Raw genomic sequence first — 23,222 nt, 5'->3', positions numbered from 1 at the left:
CCACCGTAACTAGTTCCAGGCGAGCCCGGAACGGGTTTTCCAGTACCGCTCGGCGGGTTCGGACAGCTCCGGCAGGTCCACGTCGACGCGCAGCGCCTCCACATTGGACCGCAGCTGCTCCGGGCTGGCGGCGCCCGACAGCACGACGTCCGCCCACGGCTGGCGGGCGACGGCGGCGAGCGCGACCGCGTCCGGGCCGACGCCGAGCGCCTCCGCCTGCGCCGCCACCGCCGGCGGCGGGTCCACGACGAGCCGCCCGTTGGCCAAGCCCTCCTTGACGATCACGCGCAGCCCGGCGTCGTGCGCCTCCTGCAGCGCGTCGCCCGCAGAGGTCTCCAGGAGGTTCCAGGTGGACTGGACGGACTGGAAGACGCCGAGGTCGAGCGCCTTGCGGATCGTGTCCGCCTGCCCGGGCCCGGACGTCGAGAACCCGAGCGGGACGCCGATCCCGGTCATCGCGTCGCGCAGCCGGGCGTCCTCGAACAGCGGGCTGTCGGCCGTCAGCGAGTGCACCTGGTAGAGGTCGACGCGCGGCAGCAGCGCGGAGGTCTCCTGCCACTGCCGGGTGAACCGGGCCAGGGAGTGCTCCTTGACCTCGTGCACCTCGGCGTCGGGCCGCCAGTCCGCGGTGTAGGCGTAGCCCCACTTGCTGGAGACCGTCACGTCGTCGTGGCCGGGAAGCCAGGACGACAGGAAGTCCTCGGACAACCCGTACGAGCGGGCCGCGTCGACCCAGCGGATGCCCAGCTCGTAGGCGGTGTCGAGGACGCGGTGGCACTGCGCGCGCATCGAGTCGACGTCGCGGACGCGCGGCAACGCGTCCTCACGGCCGAGGTTGATGTAGGCGGGACGACCGAGTGACGCCAGACCGAGCGCGAGTTGTGCCATGCCCCCAACGGTAAACGGCGGCCCCGCAGGACCGCCGCTCACGTGACCCGCCGGGGTCGGCCGAACCGGGTGGGATCAGAAGTCGTCCGCCGTGCGGATGTGGTTGCGCACCCACTTGCCGGCGTCCTTCAGCGGGCCCTCACCGGCGAAGCTGCTGCCGGAGCACGTGCCGCTCCTGAACACCGCGCCCGTGCGGTGGTCGTCGGAGAAGTTCCAGTTCGTCCAGGAGATCTTGGCCTCCTTCATGAACGCGATGAACTTGTTCGCCATGGTGAAGTCGTTGGGACCGTCACCGGAGGCCTCCTGCGAACCGAACTCGGTGACGAAGACCGGCACCTGGCTCGAGACCGTGCGCAACGCGTTGAGGTACGAGTCGCGGTGGTCCTTCGCGTAGAAGTGGAACGTGTACATCAGGTTCGAGGCGTTGACCTTGTTGCGGCTGACCTCGTTGACGTCCTTGCCGTCGGACAGGCCGAACGTCGACCAGCCGTGCGTGCCCACGAGCACGAGGCTGTCCGGGTCCGCCGCGCGGATCGTCGGGATGACGGCCTCCGCGTAGGACTTCACCCGTGACCACGTGACGCCGTTCGGCTCGTTCGCGATGTCGTAGATGATGTTCGTCTTGTCCTTGTGGCGCTGGGCGATCTCCTTGAAGAACGTCTTGGCGCGCTCGGTGTTGTGGTTCGGGTCGCCCGGCGAGAGCTGGTGCCAGTCGACCAGCGCGTACAGGCCGCGCTTGGTGGCCTCCTCGATGTAGCCGTGCACCATGTCGGTGAACTTCCGGGGGTTCGACTCGTAGCCGCCCTCCTGGATGTACATCGAGATGCGGAGGATGTCCGCCTTCCAGTCGTTCGCGAGCGCGTCCAGCGACGCGGTCTTGACGCACTGGGAGTACCACTGGATGCCGTGCGTGCTCATGCCGCGCAGCTGGATCTGCTTGCCGTTCTTGTTGCACAGCTTGACGCCGCACACCTTGAGCTGGCCGTTGACCGCCGCGGGTGAGCCCGGCGGCAGCGCGGTGGCGGAGACGTCACCGGCGGGTGCGGCGGCGACGGAACTGCCCGCCATCACTCCGGTCAACGGAAGCACTACTGCTGCGGCGAGCGCCACCACGGACTTCTGCCAAGCCATTCAGCGTCTCCTCTCGGACTGTCGGCGGCGGATTAGTTAGGTAAGTTTCCTTACCGATTAAAGGTACAGACGACCATAGGGCCGGCCCTGGGAGGAGTCAAGCGTCCCGTCGCAGCAGGGTCGCAGTTCCGGCACCCAGCGCGACCAGTGCGTAAAGCGCCAAAACAGCGGTGGCGGCGAGCGGGCCCAGCGGGGCGTCCTCGACGACCCCGGCCACCTCCCACACCAGGTACGGCACCATCACGGCGGACGCGTCGACGTTCCAGGGATCAGGCAGCATGGGCGTGATGGCCGGCAGGCCCCACAGCAGCACGCCCACGACCACGACCGTCACGGCCGTGGACCTCACCACGAGGCCGGTCCCGAGTCCGATCAGGCCCGTCACCAGGATCGACAGCACCGCGGTACCCGCCCACGGCAGCACGTCGCCCACGGTGTCCCAGGGCGCGATCGGTGGTGGCCGGTCTCCCGCGATCACCCGGCTCACGCCGGTGCTGACCGCCAGCGCCACGGCTCCGAGCACCGCGGACGTCGCGGCGACGAGCGCGGTCTTGGCCACCAGCAGGCGCTTCCGGTTCGGCACGGCGGTCAGCGCGGCGAGCCGCGGGTCCGAGGTCGCGACGAGAGCGCCGAGAGCGGCGACGAGGAACTGCACGACCGGCGTGATCACCACGCTGGAGTCGGCGGAGGCGAACTTCGCCTGTTCGGCGGCCGGAGACGTGTCGTAGTCCCGCACGATCAAGAAGGAGATCGACGCGCCGAACAGGAGGATGAGGCCGATGGCCAGCAGGATGCCGCGGGGAGCCCGGACGGTCCGGAGCTTCAGCCACTCCGCGGCGAGCGCGTTCTTCACAGTCCCCTCCCGGAGGTGAGTTCGAGGTAGGCGTCCTCCAGGGACCCGTTGCGCGTCAACGCCTCCATCGGCGTCTGCGTGATCAGCTGTCCTCTTGCGACGATCACGACGTGGTCGGCGGTCAGCGCCATCTCGCTCATCAGGTGGCTGGAGACGAAGACCGTCCTGCCCTCGTTGGCGAGGCTCCGCATGAGGTCGCGGATCCACCGCACGCCCTCGGGGTCGAGGCCGTTGACGGGCTCGTCGAACATCAGCACCCGCGGGTCGCCGAGCAACGCCGCCGCGACGCCGAGCCGTTGCTTCATGCCGAGCGAGAGCGCCCGGATCCTCTTGTGCCGCACGCCTCCGAGGCCGACCTGCTCCAGCAGCTCGACCGCGCGCCGCTGCGGGATCGCGTTGCTCGCGGCGATCCAGCGCAGGTGGTCGAGCGCCTTGCGGCCGTGGTGCACGGCCGCCGGGTCGAGCAGCGCGCCGACGTGCCGCAACGGCTGGTCGAGGTCCGCGTACCGCTTGCCGCCGACCAGCGCCTCGCCACCGGTGGGCCGGTCGAGGCCGAGGATCATCCGCATCGTCGTGGACTTGCCGGCACCGTTCGGGCCGAGGAAGCCCGTCACCAGTCCCGGCCGGACGGTGAACGACAGGTCGTCGACGGCCGTCGTGCCGCCGTATCTCTTCGTCAGGTTCCGCACCTCGATCATGCGGAAGAGAGTGGGCCGTTCGCCGTGCGGAGGGATCGGCCCGAGGGCCGAACCGCGGTATCGGACCGTGGTCCGAGGCGGTTCGGGCGCACGCTCGTTAACGTCGTGGCCGTGATCGCACGACTGCACCTCTACCTGGTCGACCTCACCGCCGCGGTGGTCATCGGCGTCCTCGTGGGCTACGCGATGGTGGAGCACCAGGACAAGCCGTGGTGGCTGGTGGTCCCCGGCGCCCTCCTCGTCGCGCTGCCGGTCGCCGTCCGCCGGATCTGGCCCGTGACCTGCCTGGTGGTCAGCACGGTCGCCACGGCGGCGGTGGTGGTCGGCCAGGTGCTGCCGACGGAGGCGCTCGGCGCCCCGGTCGGCGCCGTGTGCTTCGCGCTCTACACCGTGGCCGTCGACCGTTCCCGGACGTGGTCGCTCGCCTGCCTCGCGTTCGCCGTCGTCGCGATCTCCGGTGTCTCCGGCGGCGAGCCCGAGAACGTGCTGGTCGTCCTGGCGGCGATGAGCGCCGTCTGGGTCATCGGCTACACGACCCGGATGCGGCGGTCCTACTTCGCGCGGGAAACCGCGCAGCAGGCCGAGCGGGCGCTGTCCGACGAACGCCTGCGCATCGCCCGCGAGCTGCACGACGTGGTGGCGCACAACCTCTCCCTGATCGCCGTGCAGGCGGGCAACGCCGCACACGTGCGCTCACCCGAGCACGCCTACCAGGCGCTGGAGGTGATCTCGCAGACGAGCCGCGCCGCCCTGAACGAGATGCGCGGCCTGCTCGGCGTCCTGCGCTCCGACGCCGACCTCACCCCCTCCCCCGGCCTCGACGGCCTCGCCGACCTGGCCGACCGCGCGTCGCTCGCGGGCGTGCGCGTCTCGTTGGAGGTGCGGGGCGACTCCGCCGTGCCCGAGGGCGTCGGGCTGTCCGCGTACCGGATCGTGCAGGAGGCGCTGACGAACGTCGTGAAGCACGCGGCACCCGCGTCGTGCAGGGTCCTGGTCGACGTGACACCCCGGGCGGTGCGCGTCGAGGTGGCGGACGACGGTCCCGGCGTGAAGGAGCTCGGAGCGGGACACGGGTTGATCGGCATGCGCGAACGCGTCGCCGTCTACGGCGGCACGTTCAGCGCCGGACCGGGCGGGGACGGCGGTTTCCGGGTCGTCGCGGAGCTGCCGCACCGATGACGCGCGTGCTGATCGCCGACGACCAGGCGCTGCTGCGCGCCAGCTTCCGCCTCCTCGTCGACAACGACCCCGGTCTGACCGTCGTCGGCGAGGCGGGCACCGGCGCCGAGGCCGTCGCGCTGGCGGCCTCCCTGCGGCCCGACGTCGTGCTGATGGACATCCGCATGCCCGAGATGGACGGCATCGAGGCCACCGGGCTGATCGACGGACCGCGCGTGCTCGTGCTGACGACGTTCGACCTCGACGAGTACGTCTTCGGCGCGTTGCGCGCCGGCGCCTCGGGTTTCCTGCTCAAGGACACCCCGCCCGCCGAGCTCCTGAGGGCGGTCCACGTGGTGGCGTCCGGCGAGTCGCTACTGTCGCCGTCGGTCACGCGCCGGCTGATCTCGGAGTTCGTCCGGCGGCCCGACTCGCCGGTGGTGCGCGGCCTGGAGCGGGTGACCGAGCGGGAGAAGGAGGTCCTGCTGCTGATCGCCCGCGGGCTGTCCAACGCGGAGATCATGGCCGAGCTGCACGTCAGCACCGGGACGGTGAAGACGCACATCGGGAACCTGCTGGCGAAGCTGCACGCCCGCGACCGCGCCCAGCTGGTGATCGCGGCCTACGAGTCAGGACTGGTCCGCTAGCAGCGCCACCACGAGCAGGGCCGCGAGCGTCAGCCACGACGCCAGGTGCCCTGAGCTCAACGTCCACCGCGAGCCGACGCGTCGGTGCGCCGGCAACGCCGGGTCGGCGCGGTTCGCGTGCACGGCGGCTGCACACGAACGCCGTGTGAGCGGGCTGTCGTGATGGCGCTGCTGATCGCGGCGCTCCACGTCCGCGGGCGCGTGACAGCGTGGAACCGCCCCGGCCGCGAGAAGCGACCGGGGCGGTTCCGTCCGGGCTCGTGCTACAGGTACGTGCCGGTGTTCGTGGCCGTGTCGATCGCGCGGCCGGTGTCCTGGTTCTTCCCGGTGACGAGCGTGCGGATGTAGACGATCCGCTCGCCCTTCTTGCCCGAGATGCGAGCCCAGTCGTCCGGGTTCGTCGTGTTCGGCAGGTCCTCGTTCTCGGCGAACTCGTCGAGGATGGCCGCCTGCAGGTGCCGGACGGAGAGCCCGGGCTGCTTGGTGTCGAGCAGCGACTTGATCGCCGCCTTCTTGGCCCTGTCGACGATGTTCTGGATCATGGCGCCGGAGTTGAAGTCCCGGAAGTACAGGACCTCCTTGTCACCGTTGGCGTAGGTGACCTCCAGGAACCGGTTGTCCTCGGACTCCTCGTACATGCGCTCCACGGTGTGCTGCACCATGCCCTCGATGCAGGCCTTCGGGTCCCCGCCGAACTCGGCGAGGTCGTCGGCGTGCAGCGGGAGGTTCGGAGTCAGGTACTTGTTGAAGATGTCCTTCGCGCCCTCGGCGTCGGGCCGCTCGATCTTGATCTTCACGTCGAGCCGGCCCGGGCGGAGGATCGCCGGGTCGATCATGTCCTCGCGGTTGGAGGCGCCGATGACGATGACGTTCTCCAGACCCTCGACGCCGTCGATCTCGGCGAGGAGCTGGGGCACGATCGTCGTCTCGACGTCGGACGACACACCCGAACCACGGGTGCGGAAGATCGAGTCCATCTCGTCGAAGAACACGATCACCGGGGTGCCGTCGGACGCCTTCTCACGAGCCCGCTGGAAGATCAGGCGGATGTGCCGCTCGGTCTCACCGACGAACTTGTTGAGCAGCTCGGGGCCCTTGATGTTGAGGAAGTAGGACTTGGCCTGCTTGTCGGTCTCGCCGCGGATCTCCCGCACCTTCTTGGCCAGGGAGTTCGCCACCGCCTTGGCGATGAGCGTCTTGCCGCAACCGGGAGGGCCGTAGAGCAGCACGCCCTTGGGCGGGCGCAGCTCGTACTCGCGGAACAGGTCGGCGTGCAGGAACGGCAGCTCCACGGCGTCGCGGATCTGCTCGATCTGCCGGGAGAGGCCACCGATGTCGTTGTAGTCGATGTCCGGGACCTCCTCGAGCACGAGGTCCTCGACCTCGGCCTTGGGGACCCGTTCGTAGGCGAAGCCCGCCTTCGAGTCGACCAGCAGCGAGTCGCCGGGCTTGAGCGGCGAGTCGAGCAGCGGCTGGGCGAGCCAGACCACCCTCTCCTCGTCCGCGTGGCCGACGACCAGCGCACGCGCGATCGTGTCCTCACCGTCGTCGGTGAGCACCTCCCGCAGTGCGCAGACCTCACCGGAACGCTCGAACCCGCCGGCCTCGACCACCGTCAGCGCCTCGTTCAGGCGCACCGACTGGCCGTAGGCGATCTTCTCCGGCTCGACCGCCGGGGACACGGCGACCCGCATCCGGCGGCCGGAGGTGAAGACGTCCACCGTCCCGTCGTCGTACCGCGCCATGAAGACGCCGTACCCGCTGGGAGGCTGCGCCAGCCGGTCGACCTCCTCGCGGAGCGCGAGCAGCTGGCTTCGTGCTTCTCGGAGGGTGTCTATGAGCTTCGTGTTTCGCTCGGTCAGCTGGCTGACGCGCTCTGTCGCCTCAGCCAAGCGCTGCTCCAGCAACCGCGTGTGCCGCGGCGACTCGGTCAGCTTGCGACGCAACGACGCGATCTCGTCCTCGAGGAACCTGATCTGCGCAGTCAGCTCAGCGGAATTGTTGCCCTGGTTCAGCTCGCCACCCTCATCGGGTTGGCTGCCGGGATGACCGTGCTGCATGTCGGCACCCTCCTCCCGTGTTCGTACCGATTACGGTACCGGCGATCACCGACAAAATGGGGTACACACAACATCATCTTCGCCCGTGTGATGCAACGACCGCACCTCCGGGAGAGGTCAACTGCTCCATCTCGGTGTCCGGCCCACCAGCCCACCCGCTACGGTGCGTCCCGGAGACCACCACCGGCGTTTCGCACCGCGACACGCCAGCCCACCTGCGCATAAGTCCGAGGAGAGGGTCATGGGAGCACCTGTGCGGGCACCCGGCTCCCACGCTCCGCGACCACCCTCGGACGACCGGGGACGCGCCTGGTGCGGCTCACGGCCCGGCGACGGGCGGCGATCCCCCGCCGTCCCACCAGGTGGACGAGCCGTTGATCCGTTCGGCGGTCACGCACCGCAACCCACTCCGTTCGGGTCCGTCCGAAGATCCGCGCGAGCGGACCGCCGGTGCCACCGGTGGGCGTGCGGCCAACCGGGTGGTTCCGCCCACGCGTACGGCGGACCACACCGACAGCGCAGAGCATCGCGCTCGATTCCCGCTGGAGTTGCCGCAATCGTTATCAGACACGACCTTCGCGTGACCGGAGCGCGACTGCAGGGCGTGTGCATGACCACTCGCGCGTGTCGACAGGCGTCAATCGGCCGCGGACCGCCCGGTGAAGTACCACAATGTCGAGGAAAGATCACCTCATCCGATTCGGGGGAGTTTCGATGACCTACCCGCCGCAGCAGCCCGGGCCCTACGGGCAGCAGCCGCCGCCCGGTGGGCCGTACGGGCAGCAGCCGCCGCAGCAGCCGGGTCACGGCCAGCAGCCCGGGTACGGCCAGCAGCCGCCGCCCGGCTACGGGCAGCCGTACGGCCAGCCCCAGCAGGACCCGTTCGGCCAGCAGGGACCGCACAGCGGCGGCTTCCCGCAGCAGGGCCAGCCCGGCCCGTACGGACAGCCCGGCCCCTACGGCCAGCAGCCCTACGGCCAGCCCGGCGGGTTCGGCGGTCCCCCGCCCCCGAAGAAGAGCAACACCGGTGTGATCATCGGCGTCGTCCTGGGTGTCCTCGTGCTCGTCGGTGGTGGCATCACGGCCGCCGTCGTGCTCAGCGGCAACGACTCCGGCAGCTCCACCAGTTCCAGCGGCTCGTCGGACCCCGGCAACTCCGACAGCAGCGGTTCCGACGAGGCCGCCGAGGTCAAGAAGGTCGCGGAGGAGTACTACGCGGCCGGCCTCTCCGGGAACACCGCCAAGGCCAAGTCGATGGCCTGCCAGGAGGTGCTCGACGAGGCCAAGGAGGCCGAGAAGAAGCTCGAGAGCCTCACCCCCGAGCAGCGCAAGCAGGCCGAGGAGCTCGCCAAGCAGTTCAAGCCCCAGGCGAAGGTCAAGGACGCGACGGTGAACGGGAACGAGGCCACCGTCAAGGTCACCATCTCCACGAACGTCGCCGGCCAGAGCTCCAGCGCCGACACCGAGGTGAAGTTCAGGAAGATCTCGGGCGACTGGAAGTTCTGCTCGCTCACCAAGGACATCAAGATCCCGACGACCAGGTGAGAAGTCACCGCCGGGTCCCCACACCACCTCCGGGGGAAGTTCCATGACCTACCCGCCCCAGCAGCCAGGGCCCTACGGGCAGCAGCCGCCGCAGCAACCGGGTTACGGCCAGCAGCCGCAGCCGGGCTACGGCCAGCCCGGCCCCGCCGCGCAGCCCGGCCAGCCCGGGCCCTACGGCCAGCCCCAGCAGAACCCGTTCGGCCAGCAGGGACCGCAGAGCGGCGGTTTCCCGCAGCAGGGCCAGCCCGGCCCGTACGGACAGCCCGGCCCCTACGGCCAGCAGCCCGGCCAGCCGGGCCCCTACGGCCAGCAGCCCTACGGCCAGCCCGGCGGGTTCGGCGGTCCCCCGCCTCCGAAGAAGAGCAACACCGGCCTGGTCATCGGCGTTCTCGTCGGTGTGCTGGTGCTCGTCGGCGGCGGCATCGCGGGGTTCTTCTACTTCACCGACAAGTCCGACGACAACAGCACGACCGCCGCGCCCACCGCGGCGTCCCAGGACCCGGCGAACGGCAGCAGCAAGCCGACCGCGCCGTCCTCCAAGAGCTCGTCGAGCGGAGGCGACTCGGCGGCCAAGGACGTCGCCGAGGAGTTCACCGAGATCGTCCTGAAGGGCGTCCGCGCGGGCAGCAGCAGCCCGAACGACGTCAAGGACCTCGTGTGCACGGCGGAGTTCCCGAAGCTGAAGGCGCAGTCCGGCCAGCCGCAGACGACCGCCACGGCCACCGTGACGGAGGTCAAGACGTCGGGCAGCACCGGCACGTTCACGCAGAAGCTCACCGGGCTCGTCGATCCCGCCAACCCCGGCAAGACCACCTCGGGCAGCATCATCTACAAGCTGACCAAGGAAGGCGGTGACTGGAAGGTCTGCGGCATCGACAAGATCGAGGGCAACTGACCTGACGCCCGAGGGCCCCGCACTCCGGTGGAGTGCGGGGCCCTCGTCGTTCGCGCCGGCTCCGCGGGAACCGCGTGGACGCGCCGATCGCCTGGTGCGACTCGCGGCAGAAGGCGACCGACGTCCGGTCGGGGCTCGATCACGTCCGCACATCAAGCACCTGCTGGATGGACGACGTGCACTCGGACACGTCCCAGCCGACCTCGTGGACGCCGCTGAAAGGCTCGTACGTCGCCGAACACCCCGCGGCGCGACGACGGCGATCATCACCTTGCGGGACAGATCCCGGATCCTCGTCCGGAACCGGACAGGCGTCAGCCCTTGCTGGGGCGGCGCTGCGGCTTGGGCGCCGTCACGCCGGGAGCGAGCTTGCGCGCGGTCAGCAGGAAGGCGGTGTGCGCGATCATCCGGTGTTCGGGGCGCACGGCGAGACCGACGACGTGCCACGGGCGGACGAGCGTCTCCCACGCGTGCGGCTCCGTCCAGCAGGTCTGCTCGCGCAACGCCTCCGTGACCACGGACAGCTGCGTGGTGGTGGCGACGTACACGACCAGGACGCCGCCGGGGATGAGGTTCTCCGCGATCGTGGGCAGCACCTCCCACGGCGAGAGCATGTCGAGGATGACCCGGTCGACCTCGCCCCGGTGGTTCTTGACGTCGTCGACGGTGATCGACCAGTTGCCGGGGCGCTCGCCGAAGAACGTCTCCACGTTGCGGATGGCGTGGACCGCGTGGTCGTCGCGCACCTCGTAGGACTGGACGCTGCCCTTCTCCCCCACCGCGCGCAGCAGCGAGCACGACAGCGCGCCGGAGCCGGCGCCCGCCTCCAGGACGCGGGCGCCCGGGAAGATGTCGCCGTACATGACGATCTGCGCGGCGTCCTTCGGGTAGATCACCTGCGCGCCGCGCGGCATCGACAGCACGTAGTCCGGCAGCAGCGGGCGCAGCGCCAGGAAGTTCGTGCCGCCCACCGACGCGACGACCGAGCCCTCGGGCTGGCCGATGAGCGAGTCGTGCGGGATGGCGCCGCGGTGGGTGTGGTACTCCTTGCCGGGCTCCAGGACGACCGTGTAGTGCCGTCCCTTGGGGTCGGTCAGCTGAACCCGGTCACCCGGCTGGAACGGTCCACTTGCGCTAATCACCGCGCAATGGTGTCAAACGCCCTTCTCGATGGCCGCACGCAGGTCCTCCCTGCGCAGCACGCCCGCCGGGCGCCCCTCCAGGTCGACGACGAGGAACTGCCACGCGGCGGTGCCCCGGACGCGTTCCACGATCTCCTCGCCGGGCTCGTCGGCGAGGAGCACCGTCTCCGGCCTGATCGGCTCGGCCGCCTGCTCCGCGGGGGCGAAGGGGCTCGCCGCGGCGAGCTTCTCGGCCGCCACGGCGTCGAGCAGCCCCGCCGCGACGCCGTCCGCGCGCACCAGCACCACGCCCCGGCCGGCCGAGGTGCTCAGCGCGTCCGCGACGGGGCTCTCGGCGGGGAGCTGGAGCACGGGGAGGATCAGGTCCTCGAGGGTCACGCCGGCGGGCCAGGTACGGCGCCGTTCGCTGGCCAGTTCACTTCTCGCGCCCGCGACGACGACCCACGCCGTGAGCACGCACACACCGAAGCGCAGCCAACGGTCTTCCGCGCCCGCCGCGACTCCGTAGAGCGCCCACGCCACCAGTGCGGCGGCCACGGCGAAACCACCGAACACGGCGACACGGGTGCCCGCCGCCCGTTCACCTGTGGCGGCCCACACTCCCGCCCGGACGATCCGCCCGCCGTCCAGCGGCAGGCCGGGCAGGAGGTTGAAGAGGGCGACCACCAGGTTCGCCCCGGCGACCTGCACGACGAGCAGCCACAGCACGCCACCGGGCGTCATCGCGAAGCCGCCGACGCCGAAGACCACCGCCAGCGCCACCGACACCGCCGGTCCCGCGCCGGCGACCAGCCCCTCGTGGCTGGGTCTGCCGGGAGTGCGCATGATCTCGGACAGCCCACCGAGCAGGTACAGGCGCAGTCTTCGCACCGGCAGGCCGAGCCGCAGGGCGGCGACGCAGTGGCCGAGCTCGTGCGCGAGGACGCTCAGACCGAGGAACACGGCGAAGAGCGCGGCGACGAGCAGGCCGGTTCCCGCCGGTGTGCCGGGGGCGATGTCGTCGACCAGCGGGGCGTAGAAGGCGACGATGATCGCCGAGCCGATCCACCACGACGGCGCGAGGAGCACCGGGATGCCCGCCACCCGGAACAGCAGCAGGCCGCCCTCTCGTTCGCTGGTCCGCGCGGCCACGGGAGCACTGTAGAGCCACCGGTGTGATCTCGCGGTCTGGTGCGCGGCCAGGTGGCGGGAACGGGATTGTCAGACCCCTGTCCTAGGGTGCGAAGCATGAGCACCACGTTGCGCAGGCCCGCGCTCTCGCCTTCCCGGGCAGGGGACTTCAAGCAGTGCCCGCTGCTCTACCGGTTCCGCGCGGTCGACCGGCTGCCGGAGAGGCCGACGAAGGCTCAGGTGCGCGGCACGGTGGTGCACGCGGTGCTGGAAGACCTGTTCGCCCTGCCCGCCGCCGACCGCGTGCCGGACCGCGCGCGGGCGATGATCGCCCCGGCGTGGGAGCGCGTGAAGGCCGAACGCCCGGAGTTCGCCACGCTGTTCGAGGAGCCGGGCGGCGCCGAGGAAGCGGAGTGGCTCGCGTCGGCCACGAAGCTGCTCGACGGCTACTTCGGCCTGGAGGACCCCCGGCGCCTCGAACCGGAGTCCCGCGAGCTGCTCGTCGAGTCCGAGCTGTCCTCCGGCGTGCTGCTGCGCGGCTACATCGACCGCGTGGACGTGGCCCCGACGGGGGAGATCCGCGTCGTCGACTACAAGACGGGTGCCGCGCCCCGCGAGATCGGCGAGGCGAAGGCGTTGTTCCAGATGAAGTTCTACGCGCTCGTGCTGTGGAAGCTGCGCGGCGTCGTCCCCCGCCAGCTGCGCCTGATGTACCTCGCCGACCGCCAGGCCCTCGCCTACACGCCGGACGAGTCGGAGCTTGCCCGCTTCGAACGCACCCTCGAGGCGATCTGGCAGGCCATCATGCGCGCCGCCCCGACGGGCGACTTCCGCCCCAATCCCAGCCGCCTGTGCGACTACTGCGACCACAAGGCGTTCTGCCCGGCCTTCGACGGCACCCCGCCGCCCTACCCCGGCTGGCCGGAGCCCGACGACGCCGAGGCCCTCCGGGACCGCGACTGATGGCCGCCTTCTACGAGCCGCTGGGCGACGGCACGTTCCGCTCCACGCAGCACACGGTGGGCCCGTGGGGCCCGGACAGCCAGCACCTCGGCCCGCCCTCGGCCCTGCTGGTCCGCGCCCTGCAAGACCTGGGCACCCCGTCGTCCGCCCTGGCCCGCGTGACGTTCGAGGTGCTCGGTCCCGTCCCGGTCGCCGACCTGGCGGTCGCCACCTCGGTCGAACGCCCGGGTCGCTCGGTGGAGCTGCTGGCGGCTTCGCTGTCCTTCCAGGGCCGCGCGGTGCTGACGGCCCGCGCGTGGCGCATCGTCGGCGCGGACACCACCGCCGTCGCCGCCGGCGCACCGCCGCCGCTCGCACCGCCCACGTCGGCCGTGCCGATGGAGATCCCGGACCACTGGTCCGGTGGCTACCTGGCCGCCGTCGAGTGGCTCTCCCTGTCCGGCGGCATCTTCACGCCGGGCGACGCGCAGGTGTGGGCCCGCCCACGCGTGGCCGTCGTCGAGGGCTCGGAGCCGTCCCCGCTGGAGCGCCTGTTCTCCGTGGTGGACTCGGCCAGCGGCGTCTCGTCCCGTCTGGACATCCGCAAGTGGTACGCCATCAACACCGACCTGACGGTGCACCTGCACCGCTCGCCCGCCGGCGAGTGGATCGGCCTGGACGCGCGGACCACCATCGGGCAGGACGGGGTCGGGCTCGCGACCAGCGTGGTGCACGACGTGGAGGGGCCGGTGGGGACGACGGCGCAGGCGCTGTTCGTCCGCGAACGCTGACGCAGGCCACGACAGGAATCGCAGCCCCACCACCGCCACGAAGACCCGCGGCCGACACATCCGGGTGAGTTTCCGCGTACCGCGGCCGGCACCGGGACGTGCCTCGATGCTGTTCCGGTTCGCCACCCGCGCGGGCTCGGGCCGCACGACCACCGATGTCCTCGGCCTGTCCGACCGGCCTCGCAGGGGCGTAGCGTCAACGGGACTGTGAAGAGGTTCGCGAACCGGAAGGAAGCGGGCCGCGCCCTGGCAGCGCGACTCGCCGACCGCTCGTGGCACGACCCGCTGGTCCTCGGCCTGCCCAGAGGCGGCGTCCCGGTCGCCAGGGAGGTGGCCGAGCACCTGCACGCCGAGCTCGACGTGGTCGTGGCGAGGAAGATCGGCGCTCCCGGTCACCCCGAGTACGGCGTGGGCGCGGTGACGGCCGACAGCGCACCGATCTACGACAGAGCGGTGCTCCGGGCCCTGAACCTCACCGAGGAGCAGCTGGGCCGGATCTGCGACGAGGAACGCGCGGAAGCCCGGAGGCGCACCGCCCTCTACCGGGGCACGAAGCCGCTGGTCATCAGGGACCGCGACGTCATCCTCGTGGACGACGGCCTGGCCACCGGCGTCACGGCCAAGGCGGCGCTCGGGTGGATCGCGCACCACTGCCCGCGCAGCACCACCCTGGCCGTTCCCGTCGCGGCCGGGGAGTCGCTGCGGAGCTTCACGACGAGAACCGTCGCCGTCCTCGTCCCGAGGCACTTCCGGGCCGTCAGCACCTGGTACGAGGACTTCGATCAGACCACGGACGACGAGGTGCTCAGGGCGCTCTCGAAGTGGGACACCACCGGGAACGGCGAGTAGAAGCGGTGCAGCAACGAAGACCACCGCTCGTAGGAGGGTCCCTGCCGGAAGCCGACCGTGTGGTCCTCCAGCGTGTTCCAGCGCACGAGCAGCAGGTAGCGCGACGGCGCCTCCAGGCACCGCAGCAGTTCCAGGCCGCGGAAGCCCGGCGAGGCGGAGATCAGCTCCCGCGCCTCGCCGAACGCCCACTCGAACTCGGCCTCGGAACCCGGCAGCACGTCCAGCAGGGCGTGCTCCGTGATCACAGGCGGCAGAACCTGATGTCCGAGGCCAGCACGGCCTTGGCGCCGATGGCGGCCAGCTCGTCCATCACCTTGTTCGCCTCCTTGCGCGACACCATCGCGCGCACGGCGGCCCACTCCGGGTTCGCGAGAGGGGCGACCGTCGGCGACTCCAGGCCCGGGGTGAGGGCGATGGCGTCGTCGAGGAGCGAGCGCGGGCAGTCGTAGTCGAGCATCAGGTACTGCTGCGCGAACACGACGCCCTGCAGGCGGGCCGTCAGCTGCTTCTTGGCGGCGGTCAGCTCCGTGCCGTTGCGGTGGATCAGGACCGCCTCGGACTCGCAGATCGGCTCGCCGAACGGCACCAGGTCGTGCTGGCGCAGCGTGCGGCCGGAGCCCACCACGTCGGCGATCAGGTCGGCCACGCCGAGCTGGATCGAGATCTCGACGGCGCCGTCGAGGCGGATGACCTGCGCGGTGATGCCGCGGGCCTCGAGGTCGCGGCCCACGAGCCTCGGGTAGGCGGTGGCGAGGCGCTTGCCCTCGAGGTCGGAGACCTTCCAGTCGGTGCCGCGAGGGCCCGCGTAGCGGAACGTCGAGGCGCCGAAGCCCAGCGCCAGCAGCTCCTCGACGGAGGAGCCGTTGTCGTCGGCGCCCGAGTCGGCGGCCAGGTCGCGGCCGGTGATGCCGAGGTCCAGGTCACCGGACGCCACGTAGATCGCGATGTCCTTGGGGCGCAGGAAGAAGAACTCGACCTCGTTGTTCGGGTCGAGCACGGTCAGGTCGCGCGGCTCGTGCCGCTGCCGGTAGCCGGCCTCGGTGAGCATGGCGGAGGCGCGTTCGGCGAGCGCACCCTTGTTCGGGACTGCTACGCGCAGCATGTGAGGGTCTCCGTCAGAGGTACTTGTAGACGTCTTCGAGGGTCAGGCCGCGGCCCAGCATCAGCACCTGGAGGCGGTACAGCAGCTGCGAGATCTCTTCGGCGAGCTTCTCGTCGGACTCGTACTCGGCGGCGATCCAGACCTCGCCCGCCTCCTCCAGGACCTTCTTGCCCTGCGCATGGACCCCGGCCTCGAGCGCTGCGACGGTGCCGGATCCCTCCGGCTTGGTGGCGGCTCGTCCGGTCAGCTCTGCGAACAGGGAATCGAAGGTCTTCACGGCTCCACATCCTCCCATCCCCCGGACCCCGGTCCGCACCGCGGTCGCATCTGTCCCAGGCCGTGGACGTGATCTGTCCTGCATGAACACCCGGTAGCGTGAATTCCCGTGTCCGAATTCGCGGAGGTCCTCGCAGCGCTGCGCCGGGTGCGCGGGATCAACCCCTTCTTCGCGCTCGACGTCGGCCGTCCGGACGACTCCTGGTCGCCGGGAACGGCGCTCCTGGAGGGCCCGGCGCTCAAGAACACCATCGACGCCATCGCTGTCCGGTACCGGGCGGAGGAACCCCGCGTCGCGGCGAGCCTGTTCTTCCTCGGCTACACCGCGCGGCTGCTCAGCCCGCTCACGGCCGCGAACCTCCCGATCGACGTCCGGCCGGAGAACCTGTGGTGGCAGCACCACCCGGTCAACGGCCTGAGCGTCCGCATCGACGAGCCGCGGCTCGGTCCGCCCGCCGCCGAGGCGCTGGAACCCGTGGTCGAGGCGATCGAGTCGGTCACGCCGGTGGCGCGAGGGTTGTTGTGGGGCAACGCGATGTCGAACATCGCGGGTGCGCTGAAAATGGTTGTGCGCGCACAGATGCTCACGGCGGAGGAAGCGGAAGAACGGGGCGAACTGCTCATGAGCGCACCGCCGTTCGAACAGGCCGGCACATTCCTGAGCTTTCCCGGCGAAGTCGGGTTCGTGCGCAGGAGTTGCTGCCTCTACTACCGCGTCGCCGCAGGTGGGAAGTGCGGCGACTGTCCGCTCGTGAAGTGAGGAACGCAACAACTCTTATGGCCGGTTGTGCCTGACCGGCCGGTGAACTTACGGTGCACGCGCCGCAGTGACGGGAAGCCGGTGTGAATCCGGCGCGGTCCTCGCCACTGTGACCGGGAAGCGATCCCCGCCGAGCACGTCACTGGTCCCGCGAGGGGCTGGGAAGACGCGGGGGCAGCGTTGATCCGGGAGTCAGGAGACCGGCTGCGGCGCCGCAAGGAGAGTTGACCTTCCACGAGGTATGGAGGAGCCCGTCATGACGAGCCCCGCAGCAAGCCTGTCCGCCGTCCGCGTGCCCAAGTGGGCCTTCGCCGTCTCACTGCTCGGCCTGATCGTCACCTACCTGGTCCTGCAGGAGAACGGCCTCGCGCTCGGCGCGAGCTCGGAGCTGCTGCACGAGTTCTTCCACGACGGCCGCCACGCCCTCGGCGTCCCGTGCCACTGATCCGCTGATCAAGCAGATGACGACGTACAGGTCCCTCGCGCTGCGCGGGGTCGCGGCCGGCGCCGTCGCCGGCGTCGCCTCCGCGCTCGTGCAGCTCCTGGTCACCGAGATCCCGATCCGCGCCGCGCTCGCGGTCGAGGCGGCGCGGGAACCCTCCGGTGACGGCCACGGCCACTCCCACGGCGGTGAGGAGCTGGTCGGTCGCGGCACGCAGGTCGTGGGCGGCATGCTCGGCGTGGTGATCGTCGGCGTCGCGGTGGGCCTGGTGTTCGCCACGGCCTACGCGCTGTCGAAGCGCTGGTTCGCCGCCGGCACGCCGTTCACGCGCAGCTTCGCGCTCGGCGCCGCGGTGTTCGGCGCCGTGGCGCTGCTGCCGTGGCTCAAGTACCCGGCCAACCCGCCCGCCGTGGGTGACCCGGGGACGGTGGACCACCGCACCGCGCTCTACCTCGGTGTGGTGGTCGCGGGCCTGGTGATCGTGTGGGGCGCGAGCCTGCTGGCCGACCGGCTGCGCGAGCAGTCGCAGCCGGTCCGCACGACCGCCGTGCTGCTCGCGGTCACCGCGGCCGTCGCGGTGGTGCTGCTCGCGTTCCCCGCGTCACCGGACACGATCCCCGCGGACGTGCCGGTCGCCGTGCTGTGGCAGTTCCGCCTCAGCTCGCTCGCCCAGCTCGCCACGCTCCACGTCGGCATCGGCGTGGTGTTCGGCCTGCTGGTCGACCCGGCCACGCGCCGGGCGAGGACCCCCGCCGCGGCGCCACACCGCTAAAGCGCGCGCAGCACCTCGAGGTCGACGCCGGTGAGGGAGTCGCGGAAGACCCGCCTCTCCCCCGCCGGCACCTCGACGTCGCACGGCACCACCAGCACGGTGCACCCGGCCGCCACCGCCGCCGCGACGCCCGTGGGCGAGTCCTCGACCGCCACGCACCGCGCCGGATCGACGCCCAGCAGCCGCGCGGCCTTCAGGTACGGCTCGGGCAGCGGCTTGTTCAGGCCGTCCACCTCGTCGCCGCACACCGTCACGTCGAACAGGTCGCGGCCGATCGTGTCCAGCGCGACCTCGGTCAGCGAACGCTCGGTGGACGTCACCAGCGCCATCGGCACACCGGACGCGCGCACGGCCTTCAGCGCCTCCTGGGCGCCCGGCCGCCACGGCAGGCCGGCGCGGAAGACCTCCTCGGTGCGGCGCGAGATCCACGCGGCGCCGTCGGCCATGTCGGCGTCGGTCGGCTCGATGCCGACGTCGGCGAACAGCAGGCGCATGGTGGTGGGGACGTTGCTGCCGACCATGCGTTCGCGGGTCTCCGGCGACAGCACGCCGCCCAGTTTCTCCGCGTACTCGTAGAGCGGGATGTCCCACAGCTTCTCGGAGTCCAGCAGCGTGCCGTCCATGTCCCACAGGACCGCTTGCGGGTCAGACATTGAAGTACTTCGCCTCCGGGTGGTGCGCCACGAAGGCGTCGGTGGACTGTTCCGGGTGGAGCTGGAGTTCCTCGGACAGCGAGACCCCGATGCGCGCCGGGTCGAGCAGCTCGACGACGCGCCGGCGGTCCTCCATGCCGGGGCAGGCGCCGTAGCCGAACGAGTACCGCGCACCGCGGTAGCCGAGTTTGAAGTACTCCTCGACGTCGGCGGGGTCTTCCGCGGCGACTGACCCGCCACCCGGCCACACGAGCTCCTCGCGGACGCGCTTGTGCCAGTGCTCGGCCAGCGCTTCGGTGAGCTGGACCCCCAGTCCGTGGACTTCCAGGTAGTCACGATACGCGTTCTTGCCGAACAGCTCGTTCGCGTAGTCGGCGATCGGCTGCCCCATCGTCACGAGGTGGAACGCGATGACGTCCACCTCACCGGACTCCTTCGGGCGCCAGAAGTCGGCCAGGCAGAGCCGCCGATCCCTCTTCTGGCGCGGGAAGGTGAACCGGAAGCGCTCCGGCGAGTCCGGCGAGGGCTCTTGCAGGATGATCAGGTCTTCTCCCTTGGAGACGCACGGGAAGTAGCCGTAGACGACGGCGGCGTGGGCAAGAACACCTTCCGTGGCAAGGCGTTCCATCCAGTACCGCAGGCGCGGGCGGCCCTCCGTCTCGACCAGGTCCTCATAGGACGGTCCGTTGCCGCCGCGCGTGCCCTTGAGGCCCCACTGGCCCATGAACGTCGCCCGCTCGTCCAGCAGTGCCGAGTAGTCCGCGACCGGGATGCCCTTCACGACCCGGCTGCCCCAGAACGGCGGTACCGGGACCGGGTTGTCCGCCGCCACGTCGGAACGGCCGGTGCGCGCCTCCTCCTCGACGGCGGACTTGCGGGCGGCGGCGAGGCGCAGCGCCCGTTCCCGGCGCGCCTTGCGCTCGGCCGCCTTCGCCCTGGCCTCCTCGTCGACCACGGGCGCCTCACCGCGCTTGGCCGCCATGATCGCGTCCATCAGCCGCAGGCCCTCGAACGCGTCGCGGGCGTAGCGGACGTCACCGAAGTACATCTCGGTCAGGTCGTTCTCGACGTACGCGCGGGTCAGCGCCGCGCCACCGAGCAGGACGGGCCACCGCGCGGCCACACCCCGGGAGTTCATCTCCTCGAGGTTCTCCTTCATGACCACCGTCGACTTGACCAGCAGGCCGGACATGCCGATCGCGTCCGCGCGGTGCTCCTGCGCGGCCTCCAGGATCGCGGTGATCGGCTGCTTGATGCCGATGTTCACGACCTCGTAGCCGTTGTTGGACAGGATGATGTCGACGAGGTTCTTGCCGATGTCGTGGACGTCGCCCTTGACGGTGGCGAGCACGATCCGGCCCTTGCCCTCGTCGTCGGACCGCTCCATGTGCGGTTCGAGGTGCGCGACGGCGGTCTTCATGACCTCGGCGGACTGCAGCACGAACGGCAGCTGCATCTGGCCGGAGCCGAAGAGCTCGCCGACGGTCTTCATGCCCGCGAGCAACGTGTCGTTGATGATCTGCAACGCCGGGCGCTCGTCGAGGGCGCGGTCGAGGTCGGCTTCCAGGCCGTTGCGCTCGCCGTCGACGATCCGGCGCTCCAGCCGTTCGAACAGCGGCAGCGCGGCCAGCTCCTCGGCGCGGGAGGCGGAGTTCGACTTCGTCGTGACGCCCTCGAACAGCTCCATCAGCTTCTGCAGCGGGTCGTAGCCCTCGCGGCGGCGGTCGTACACGAGGTCCAGCGCGACCGCGCGCTGCTCGTCGGGGATGCGCGCCATCGGCACGATCTTGGACGCGTGCACGATCGCGGTGTCGAGGCCGGCCTGCACGCACTCGTGCAGGAACACGGAGTTCAGCACCTGGCGAGCGGCCGGGTTGAGCCCGAAGGAGACGTTGGACAGGCCCAGCGTCGTCTGCACGTCCGGGTAGCGGCGCTTGAGCTCGCGGATCGCCTCGATCGTCTCCACCGCGTCGCGGCGGACCTCCTCCTGGCCGGTGGAGATCGGGAAGGTCAGGCAGTCGACGATGATGTCGCCGACCCGCACGCCCCAGTTCTCCGTCAGGTCCTCGATCAGCCGGACGGCGACGCGGACCTTCCAGTCGGCGGTGCGGGCCTGGCCCTCCTCGTCGATGCACAGCGCCACGACCGCGGCACCGTGCTCCGAGGCGAGCCGCATGATCTTCTGGAACCGCGAGTCCGGACCGTCGCCGTCCTCGTAGTTGACCGAGTTCACCACCGACCGGCCGCCGAGGCACTCCAGACCGGCCCGCAGCACCGCGGGCTCGGTCGAGTCGAGCATGATCGGCAGCGTCGACGCCGTGGCCAGGCGCGAGGCCAGCGCGCGCATGTCCGCCTCGCCGTCGCGGCCGACGTAGTCGACGCAGAGGTCGACCAGGTGGGCGCCCTCGCGCGTCTGGTCGCGCGCGATCTCGACGCAGTCCTCCCACTTCTCCGCGAGCATCGCCTCGCGGAACGCCTTGGAGCCGTTGGCGTTGGTGCGCTCGCCGATCATCAGCACCGAGGCGTCCTGCTTGAACGGGACGGCCTGGTACAAAGAGGACACACCGGGCTCGGGACGCGGGCGGCGCGGCGTGGGTCCCAGGTCCTTCACCGCTTCCGCGACCTGGCGCAGGTGCTCGGCGGTCGTGCCGCAGCAGCCACCGACCAGGCGCGTGCCGAACTCCCGCACGAACCCCGTGAGCGCCTGGGCCAGCTCCTCCGGCGAGAGCGGGTAGACCGCGCCGTTCGGGCCGAGCTCGGGCAGTCCGGCGTTCGGCATCACCGACAGCGGGATGCGCGCGTGCTTGGCGAGCGTGCGCAGGTGCTCGCTCATCTCGGCGGGGCCGGTGGCGCAGTTGAGGCCGATGAGGTCGATCCCCAGCGGTTCCAGGGCGGTCAGCGCGGCGCCGATCTCCGTGCCGAGCAGCATCGTGCCGGTCGTCTCGACGGTCACCTGGGCGATGACCGGGACCCGGCGGCCCTCCGCGGTCATCGCGCGCCGGGCGCCGATCACGGACGCCTTGGTCTGCAACAGGTCCTGCGAGGTCTCGACGATGATCGCGTCCACGCCACCGGCGAGCAGGCCCTTGCACTGCTCCTCGTAGGCGTCGCGCAACGTCGCGTAGGACGCGTGGCCGAGCGTCGGCAGCTTGGTGCCGGGACCGACCGACCCGAGCACGAACCTCGGCTGCCCCGGCCCGCTGAACTCGTCCGCCACCTCGCGCGCCAGGGCGGCACCGCGTTCGGACAGGTGGAAGATCTGGTCCGCGATGTCGTACTCGGCCAGGTTCGCGAGGTTCGCGCCGAACGTGTTGGTCTCCACGGCGTCGACGCCGACCTCGAGATAGCCGCGGTGCACGGCCTTCACGACGTCCGGCCTCGTGACGTTCAAGATCTCGTTGCAGCCCTCCAGGCCGCGGAAGTCGTCGAGGGAGAGATCCGCGGCCTGGAGCATGGTGCCCATGGCCCCGTCGGCGACGACAACGCGGTTGACCAGCGCATCCAGCAACGGCGACTCTCCGCGATCACGCATGGGCCAAGCCTACGATGACTTGGGCGGGGGAGGCCGTAGTCTGGCGCCGTGAACGATCCGTCCCAGGAATCCCCGACCCCCTCGACCCCGCGCAAACCGCTCACGGCTCCGATCATGGTCTGCGCGTTCGAAGGGTGGAACGACGCCGGCGACGCCGCCAGCACCGCGATCGAGCACCTCCAACTCACCTGGGACGCCACCCCGCTCGCCGAGATCGACCCGGACGACTACTACGACTTCCAGGTGACCCGCCCGACGGTCCGGATGGTGGACGGCGTCACCCGCAGGGTCGACTGGCCGACGACGCGGCTGTCGGTGTGCAGGCCTCCCGGGTCGGACGTGGACGTGATCCTGGTGCACGGCATCGAGCCGAACATGAGGTGGCGCAAGTTCGCCGCCGAGCTGCTCGGGCACATCGACGCGCTCGGGGTGACGACGGTGGTGACGCTGGGCGCCCTGCTGATGGACACGCCCCACACGCGCCCGGTCCCGGTCACCGGCACGGCCTACGACGCGGACGCCGCCGAGAAGTTCGGCCTGGAGCACTCGAAGTACGAGGGCCCGACCGGCATCGTCGGCGTGTTCCAGGACGCGTGCGTGCAGGCGGGCATCCCGGCGATCTCGTTCTGGGCCGCGGTGCCGCACTACGTCTCGCAGCCGCCCTCCCCCAAGGCCACCCTGGCCCTGCTGCACCGGGTGGAGGAGGTGCTCGACATCGAGGTCCCGCTCGGCGCGCTGCCGGAGCAGGCCGAGGAGTGGGAGCGCACGGTCTCCGAGATGGCCGACGAGGACGAGGACGTGCGCAACTACGTGCGCGCCCTGGAGGAGCGCGGCGACGCGGCCATGCAGATCACCGAGGCGTCCGGCGACGACATCGCCGCGGAGTTCGAGCGCTACCTGCGCCGCCGCGGCCGCGGTCCCGGCTGGCCGTCGACCGGTCCCCGCTGAGCCTCCCGAAGTGCTCAGCGATACGAAA

At 70.8% G+C, this 23,222-nt stretch carries 23 protein-coding genes, 1 pseudogene and 1 riboswitch; of the genes and pseudogenes, 11 read left to right on the top strand and 13 right to left on the bottom strand.

Annotation, left to right across the window (positions count from 1 at the left end):
* Positions 1 to 9 precede the first annotated feature (9 nt).
* The 4 genes and pseudogenes from L6E10_RS14630 to L6E10_RS14615 form a co-directional block, all read right to left on the bottom strand.
* Positions 10 to 888 (bottom strand): aldo/keto reductase, encoded by an 879-nt coding sequence (locus tag L6E10_RS14630; protein ID WP_236220046.1) that lies wholly within the window; start codon positions 886 to 888, stop codon positions 10 to 12.
* Between the two features lie 75 nt (positions 889 to 963).
* Positions 964 to 2,019 (bottom strand): glycoside hydrolase family 5 protein, encoded by a 1,056-nt coding sequence (locus tag L6E10_RS14625; protein WP_236220045.1) that lies wholly within the window; start codon positions 2,017 to 2,019, stop codon positions 964 to 966.
* A 97-nt stretch (positions 2,020 to 2,116) separates the two neighbouring features.
* A complete protein-coding gene (locus L6E10_RS14620) occupies positions 2,117 to 2,872 on the bottom strand; it encodes an ABC transporter permease (protein ID WP_236220044.1) in 756 nt (251 codons plus the stop codon).
* 50 nt (positions 2,873 to 2,922) lie between these two features.
* Positions 2,923 to 3,570 (bottom strand): annotated as a pseudogene (locus L6E10_RS14615) (ABC transporter ATP-binding protein); the annotation flags it as partial.
* 111 nt (positions 3,571 to 3,681) lie between these two features.
* Between L6E10_RS14615 and L6E10_RS14610 the strand changes: the two are divergent.
* Positions 3,682 to 4,749: a sensor histidine kinase gene (locus L6E10_RS14610; RefSeq protein ID WP_236220043.1), complete on the top strand. Its 1,068-nt coding sequence runs from the start codon at positions 3,682 to 3,684 to the stop codon at positions 4,747 to 4,749.
* On the top strand, positions 4,746 to 5,375 hold the full coding sequence (locus tag L6E10_RS14605; protein ID WP_236220042.1) for a response regulator transcription factor: 630 nt from the start codon (positions 4,746 to 4,748) through the stop codon (positions 5,373 to 5,375). Before L6E10_RS14610 ends, L6E10_RS14605 begins: the two co-directional genes overlap by 4 nt.
* Here the strand turns inward: L6E10_RS14605 and L6E10_RS14600 are convergent.
* Positions 5,358 to 5,498: a hypothetical protein gene (locus tag L6E10_RS14600; RefSeq protein ID WP_236220041.1), complete on the bottom strand. Its 141-nt coding sequence runs from the start codon at positions 5,496 to 5,498 to the stop codon at positions 5,358 to 5,360. The two genes, L6E10_RS14605 and L6E10_RS14600, sit on opposite strands and share 18 nt — an antisense overlap.
* 140 nt (positions 5,499 to 5,638) lie before the next feature.
* On the bottom strand, positions 5,639 to 7,435 hold the full coding sequence (arc, locus tag L6E10_RS14595; protein WP_089912058.1) for a proteasome ATPase: 1,797 nt from the start codon (positions 7,433 to 7,435) through the stop codon (positions 5,639 to 5,641).
* Between the two features lie 714 nt (positions 7,436 to 8,149).
* Between arc and L6E10_RS14590 the strand changes: the two genes are divergently transcribed.
* Positions 8,150 to 8,980 (top strand): hypothetical protein, encoded by an 831-nt coding sequence (locus L6E10_RS14590; RefSeq protein WP_236220040.1) that lies wholly within the window; start codon positions 8,150 to 8,152, stop codon positions 8,978 to 8,980.
* A gap of 43 nt (positions 8,981 to 9,023) precedes the next feature.
* The gene (locus tag L6E10_RS14585; protein WP_236220039.1) at positions 9,024 to 9,875 is read left to right on the top strand and encodes a hypothetical protein; all 852 of its coding nucleotides are present in this window, start codon (positions 9,024 to 9,026) and stop codon (positions 9,873 to 9,875) included.
* 314 nt (positions 9,876 to 10,189) lie between these two features.
* On the opposite strand, the gene L6E10_RS14580 is transcribed toward L6E10_RS14585, so the two are convergent.
* Both L6E10_RS14580 and L6E10_RS14575 read right to left on the bottom strand, forming a co-directional pair.
* Positions 10,190 to 11,014, bottom strand: coding sequence for a tRNA (adenine-N1)-methyltransferase (locus L6E10_RS14580; RefSeq protein ID WP_236220131.1), 825 nt, complete (start codon positions 11,012 to 11,014; stop codon positions 10,190 to 10,192).
* Positions 11,015 to 11,029: 15 nt separating this feature from the next.
* Complete coding sequence (locus L6E10_RS14575; protein WP_236220038.1) at positions 11,030 to 12,148, bottom strand: site-2 protease family protein; 1,119 nt, start codon at positions 12,146 to 12,148, stop codon at positions 11,030 to 11,032.
* A 96-nt stretch (positions 12,149 to 12,244) separates the two neighbouring features.
* Between L6E10_RS14575 and L6E10_RS14570 the strand changes: the two genes are divergently transcribed.
* The 3 genes from L6E10_RS14570 (at position 12,245) to L6E10_RS14560 (ending at position 14,709) form a co-directional block, all read left to right on the top strand.
* Positions 12,245 to 13,090, top strand: a complete 846-nt coding sequence (locus L6E10_RS14570) for a PD-(D/E)XK nuclease family protein (RefSeq protein WP_236220037.1) — start codon at positions 12,245 to 12,247, stop codon at positions 13,088 to 13,090.
* The gene (locus L6E10_RS14565; protein ID WP_236220130.1) at positions 13,087 to 13,860 is read left to right on the top strand and encodes a thioesterase family protein; all 774 of its coding nucleotides are present in this window, start codon (positions 13,087 to 13,089) and stop codon (positions 13,858 to 13,860) included. The genes L6E10_RS14570 and L6E10_RS14565 overlap by 4 nt, the downstream gene beginning before the upstream one ends.
* A 207-nt stretch (positions 13,861 to 14,067) precedes the next feature.
* The gene (locus tag L6E10_RS14560) at positions 14,068 to 14,709 is read left to right on the top strand and encodes a phosphoribosyltransferase (RefSeq protein ID WP_236220036.1); all 642 of its coding nucleotides are present in this window, start codon (positions 14,068 to 14,070) and stop codon (positions 14,707 to 14,709) included.
* Here L6E10_RS14560 and L6E10_RS14555 read toward each other — a convergent pair.
* The 3 genes from L6E10_RS14555 to L6E10_RS14545 are packed head-to-tail and all read right to left on the bottom strand — an operon-like array spanning position 14,643 to position 16,088.
* On the bottom strand, positions 14,643 to 14,954 hold the full coding sequence (locus tag L6E10_RS14555) for an antibiotic biosynthesis monooxygenase (RefSeq protein ID WP_236220035.1): 312 nt from the start codon (positions 14,952 to 14,954) through the stop codon (positions 14,643 to 14,645). The two genes, L6E10_RS14560 and L6E10_RS14555, sit on opposite strands and share 67 nt — an antisense overlap.
* Positions 14,951 to 15,811 (bottom strand): ATP phosphoribosyltransferase, encoded by an 861-nt coding sequence (hisG, locus tag L6E10_RS14550; RefSeq protein WP_236220034.1) that lies wholly within the window; start codon positions 15,809 to 15,811, stop codon positions 14,951 to 14,953. The genes L6E10_RS14555 and hisG overlap by 4 nt, the downstream gene beginning before the upstream one ends.
* 13 nt (positions 15,812 to 15,824) lie before the next feature.
* Complete coding sequence (locus L6E10_RS14545) at positions 15,825 to 16,088, bottom strand: phosphoribosyl-ATP diphosphatase (protein WP_090098071.1); 264 nt, start codon at positions 16,086 to 16,088, stop codon at positions 15,825 to 15,827.
* A 108-nt stretch (positions 16,089 to 16,196) separates the two neighbouring features.
* On the opposite strand from L6E10_RS14545, the gene L6E10_RS14540 reads away from it, so the two are divergent.
* From L6E10_RS14540 to L6E10_RS14530, 3 genes are all read left to right on the top strand, one after another.
* Complete coding sequence (locus L6E10_RS14540; RefSeq protein ID WP_236220033.1) at positions 16,197 to 16,847, top strand: (2Fe-2S)-binding protein; 651 nt, start codon at positions 16,197 to 16,199, stop codon at positions 16,845 to 16,847.
* Positions 16,848 to 16,917: 70 nt separating this feature from the next.
* Positions 16,918 to 17,050, top strand: a riboswitch (cobalamin riboswitch).
* 53 nt (positions 17,051 to 17,103) lie between these two features.
* Entirely contained in the window at positions 17,104 to 17,292 is a 189-nt protein-coding gene (locus L6E10_RS14535) for a CbtB-domain containing protein (RefSeq protein WP_089955709.1), read from the top strand.
* A 16-nt stretch (positions 17,293 to 17,308) separates the two neighbouring features.
* A complete protein-coding gene (locus tag L6E10_RS14530) occupies positions 17,309 to 18,061 on the top strand; it encodes a CbtA family protein (RefSeq protein ID WP_236220032.1) in 753 nt (250 codons plus the stop codon).
* On the opposite strand, the gene L6E10_RS14525 is transcribed toward L6E10_RS14530, so the two are convergent.
* Both L6E10_RS14525 and metH read right to left on the bottom strand, forming a co-directional pair.
* Positions 18,058 to 18,714: an HAD family phosphatase gene (locus tag L6E10_RS14525; RefSeq protein WP_236220031.1), complete on the bottom strand. Its 657-nt coding sequence runs from the start codon at positions 18,712 to 18,714 to the stop codon at positions 18,058 to 18,060. The two genes, L6E10_RS14530 and L6E10_RS14525, sit on opposite strands and share 4 nt — an antisense overlap.
* Entirely contained in the window at positions 18,707 to 22,246 is a 3,540-nt protein-coding gene (gene metH / locus L6E10_RS14520; protein WP_236220030.1) for a methionine synthase, read from the bottom strand. Before metH ends, L6E10_RS14525 begins: the two co-directional genes overlap by 8 nt.
* Before the next feature lie 48 nt (positions 22,247 to 22,294).
* Here metH and L6E10_RS14515 point away from each other — a divergent pair, with 48 nt between their 5' ends.
* Entirely contained in the window at positions 22,295 to 23,194 is a 900-nt protein-coding gene (locus tag L6E10_RS14515; RefSeq protein ID WP_308102788.1) for a PAC2 family protein, read from the top strand.
* The last annotated feature ends 28 nt before the right edge of the window (positions 23,195 to 23,222 follow it).

Origin of the sequence: Lentzea sp. CC55, assembly GCF_021056325.1 — a bacterium.
GTDB lineage: Bacteria > Actinomycetota > Actinomycetes > Mycobacteriales > Pseudonocardiaceae > Lentzea > Lentzea jiangxiensis.
Note: the sequence above shows the minus strand (reverse complement) of the source record. Positions and strands in the feature narration are given on the sequence as shown.

Coding starts and splice junctions, on each gene's coding strand:
- L6E10_RS14630 (WP_236220046.1), bottom strand. CDS start 888: ATGGCACAACTCGCGCTCGGTCTGGCGTCACTCGGTCGTCCCGCCTAC.
- L6E10_RS14625 (WP_236220045.1), bottom strand. CDS start 2,019: ATGGCTTGGCAGAAGTCCGTGGTGGCGCTCGCCGCAGCAGTAGTGCTT.
- L6E10_RS14605 (WP_236220042.1), top strand. CDS start 4,746: ATGACGCGCGTGCTGATCGCCGACGACCAGGCGCTGCTGCGCGCCAGC.
- arc (WP_089912058.1), bottom strand. CDS start 7,435: ATGCAGCACGGTCATCCCGGCAGCCAACCCGATGAGGGTGGCGAGCTG.
- L6E10_RS14590 (WP_236220040.1), top strand. CDS start 8,150: ATGACCTACCCGCCGCAGCAGCCCGGGCCCTACGGGCAGCAGCCGCCG.
- L6E10_RS14585 (WP_236220039.1), top strand. CDS start 9,024: ATGACCTACCCGCCCCAGCAGCCAGGGCCCTACGGGCAGCAGCCGCCG.
- L6E10_RS14570 (WP_236220037.1), top strand. CDS start 12,245: ATGAGCACCACGTTGCGCAGGCCCGCGCTCTCGCCTTCCCGGGCAGGG.
- hisG (WP_236220034.1), bottom strand. CDS start 15,811: ATGCTGCGCGTAGCAGTCCCGAACAAGGGTGCGCTCGCCGAACGCGCC.
- L6E10_RS14535 (WP_089955709.1), top strand. CDS start 17,104: ATGACGAGCCCCGCAGCAAGCCTGTCCGCCGTCCGCGTGCCCAAGTGG.
- L6E10_RS14530 (WP_236220032.1), top strand. CDS start 17,309: ATGACGACGTACAGGTCCCTCGCGCTGCGCGGGGTCGCGGCCGGCGCC.
- L6E10_RS14525 (WP_236220031.1), bottom strand. CDS start 18,714: ATGTCTGACCCGCAAGCGGTCCTGTGGGACATGGACGGCACGCTGCTG.
- metH (WP_236220030.1), bottom strand. CDS start 22,246: ATGCGTGATCGCGGAGAGTCGCCGTTGCTGGATGCGCTGGTCAACCGC.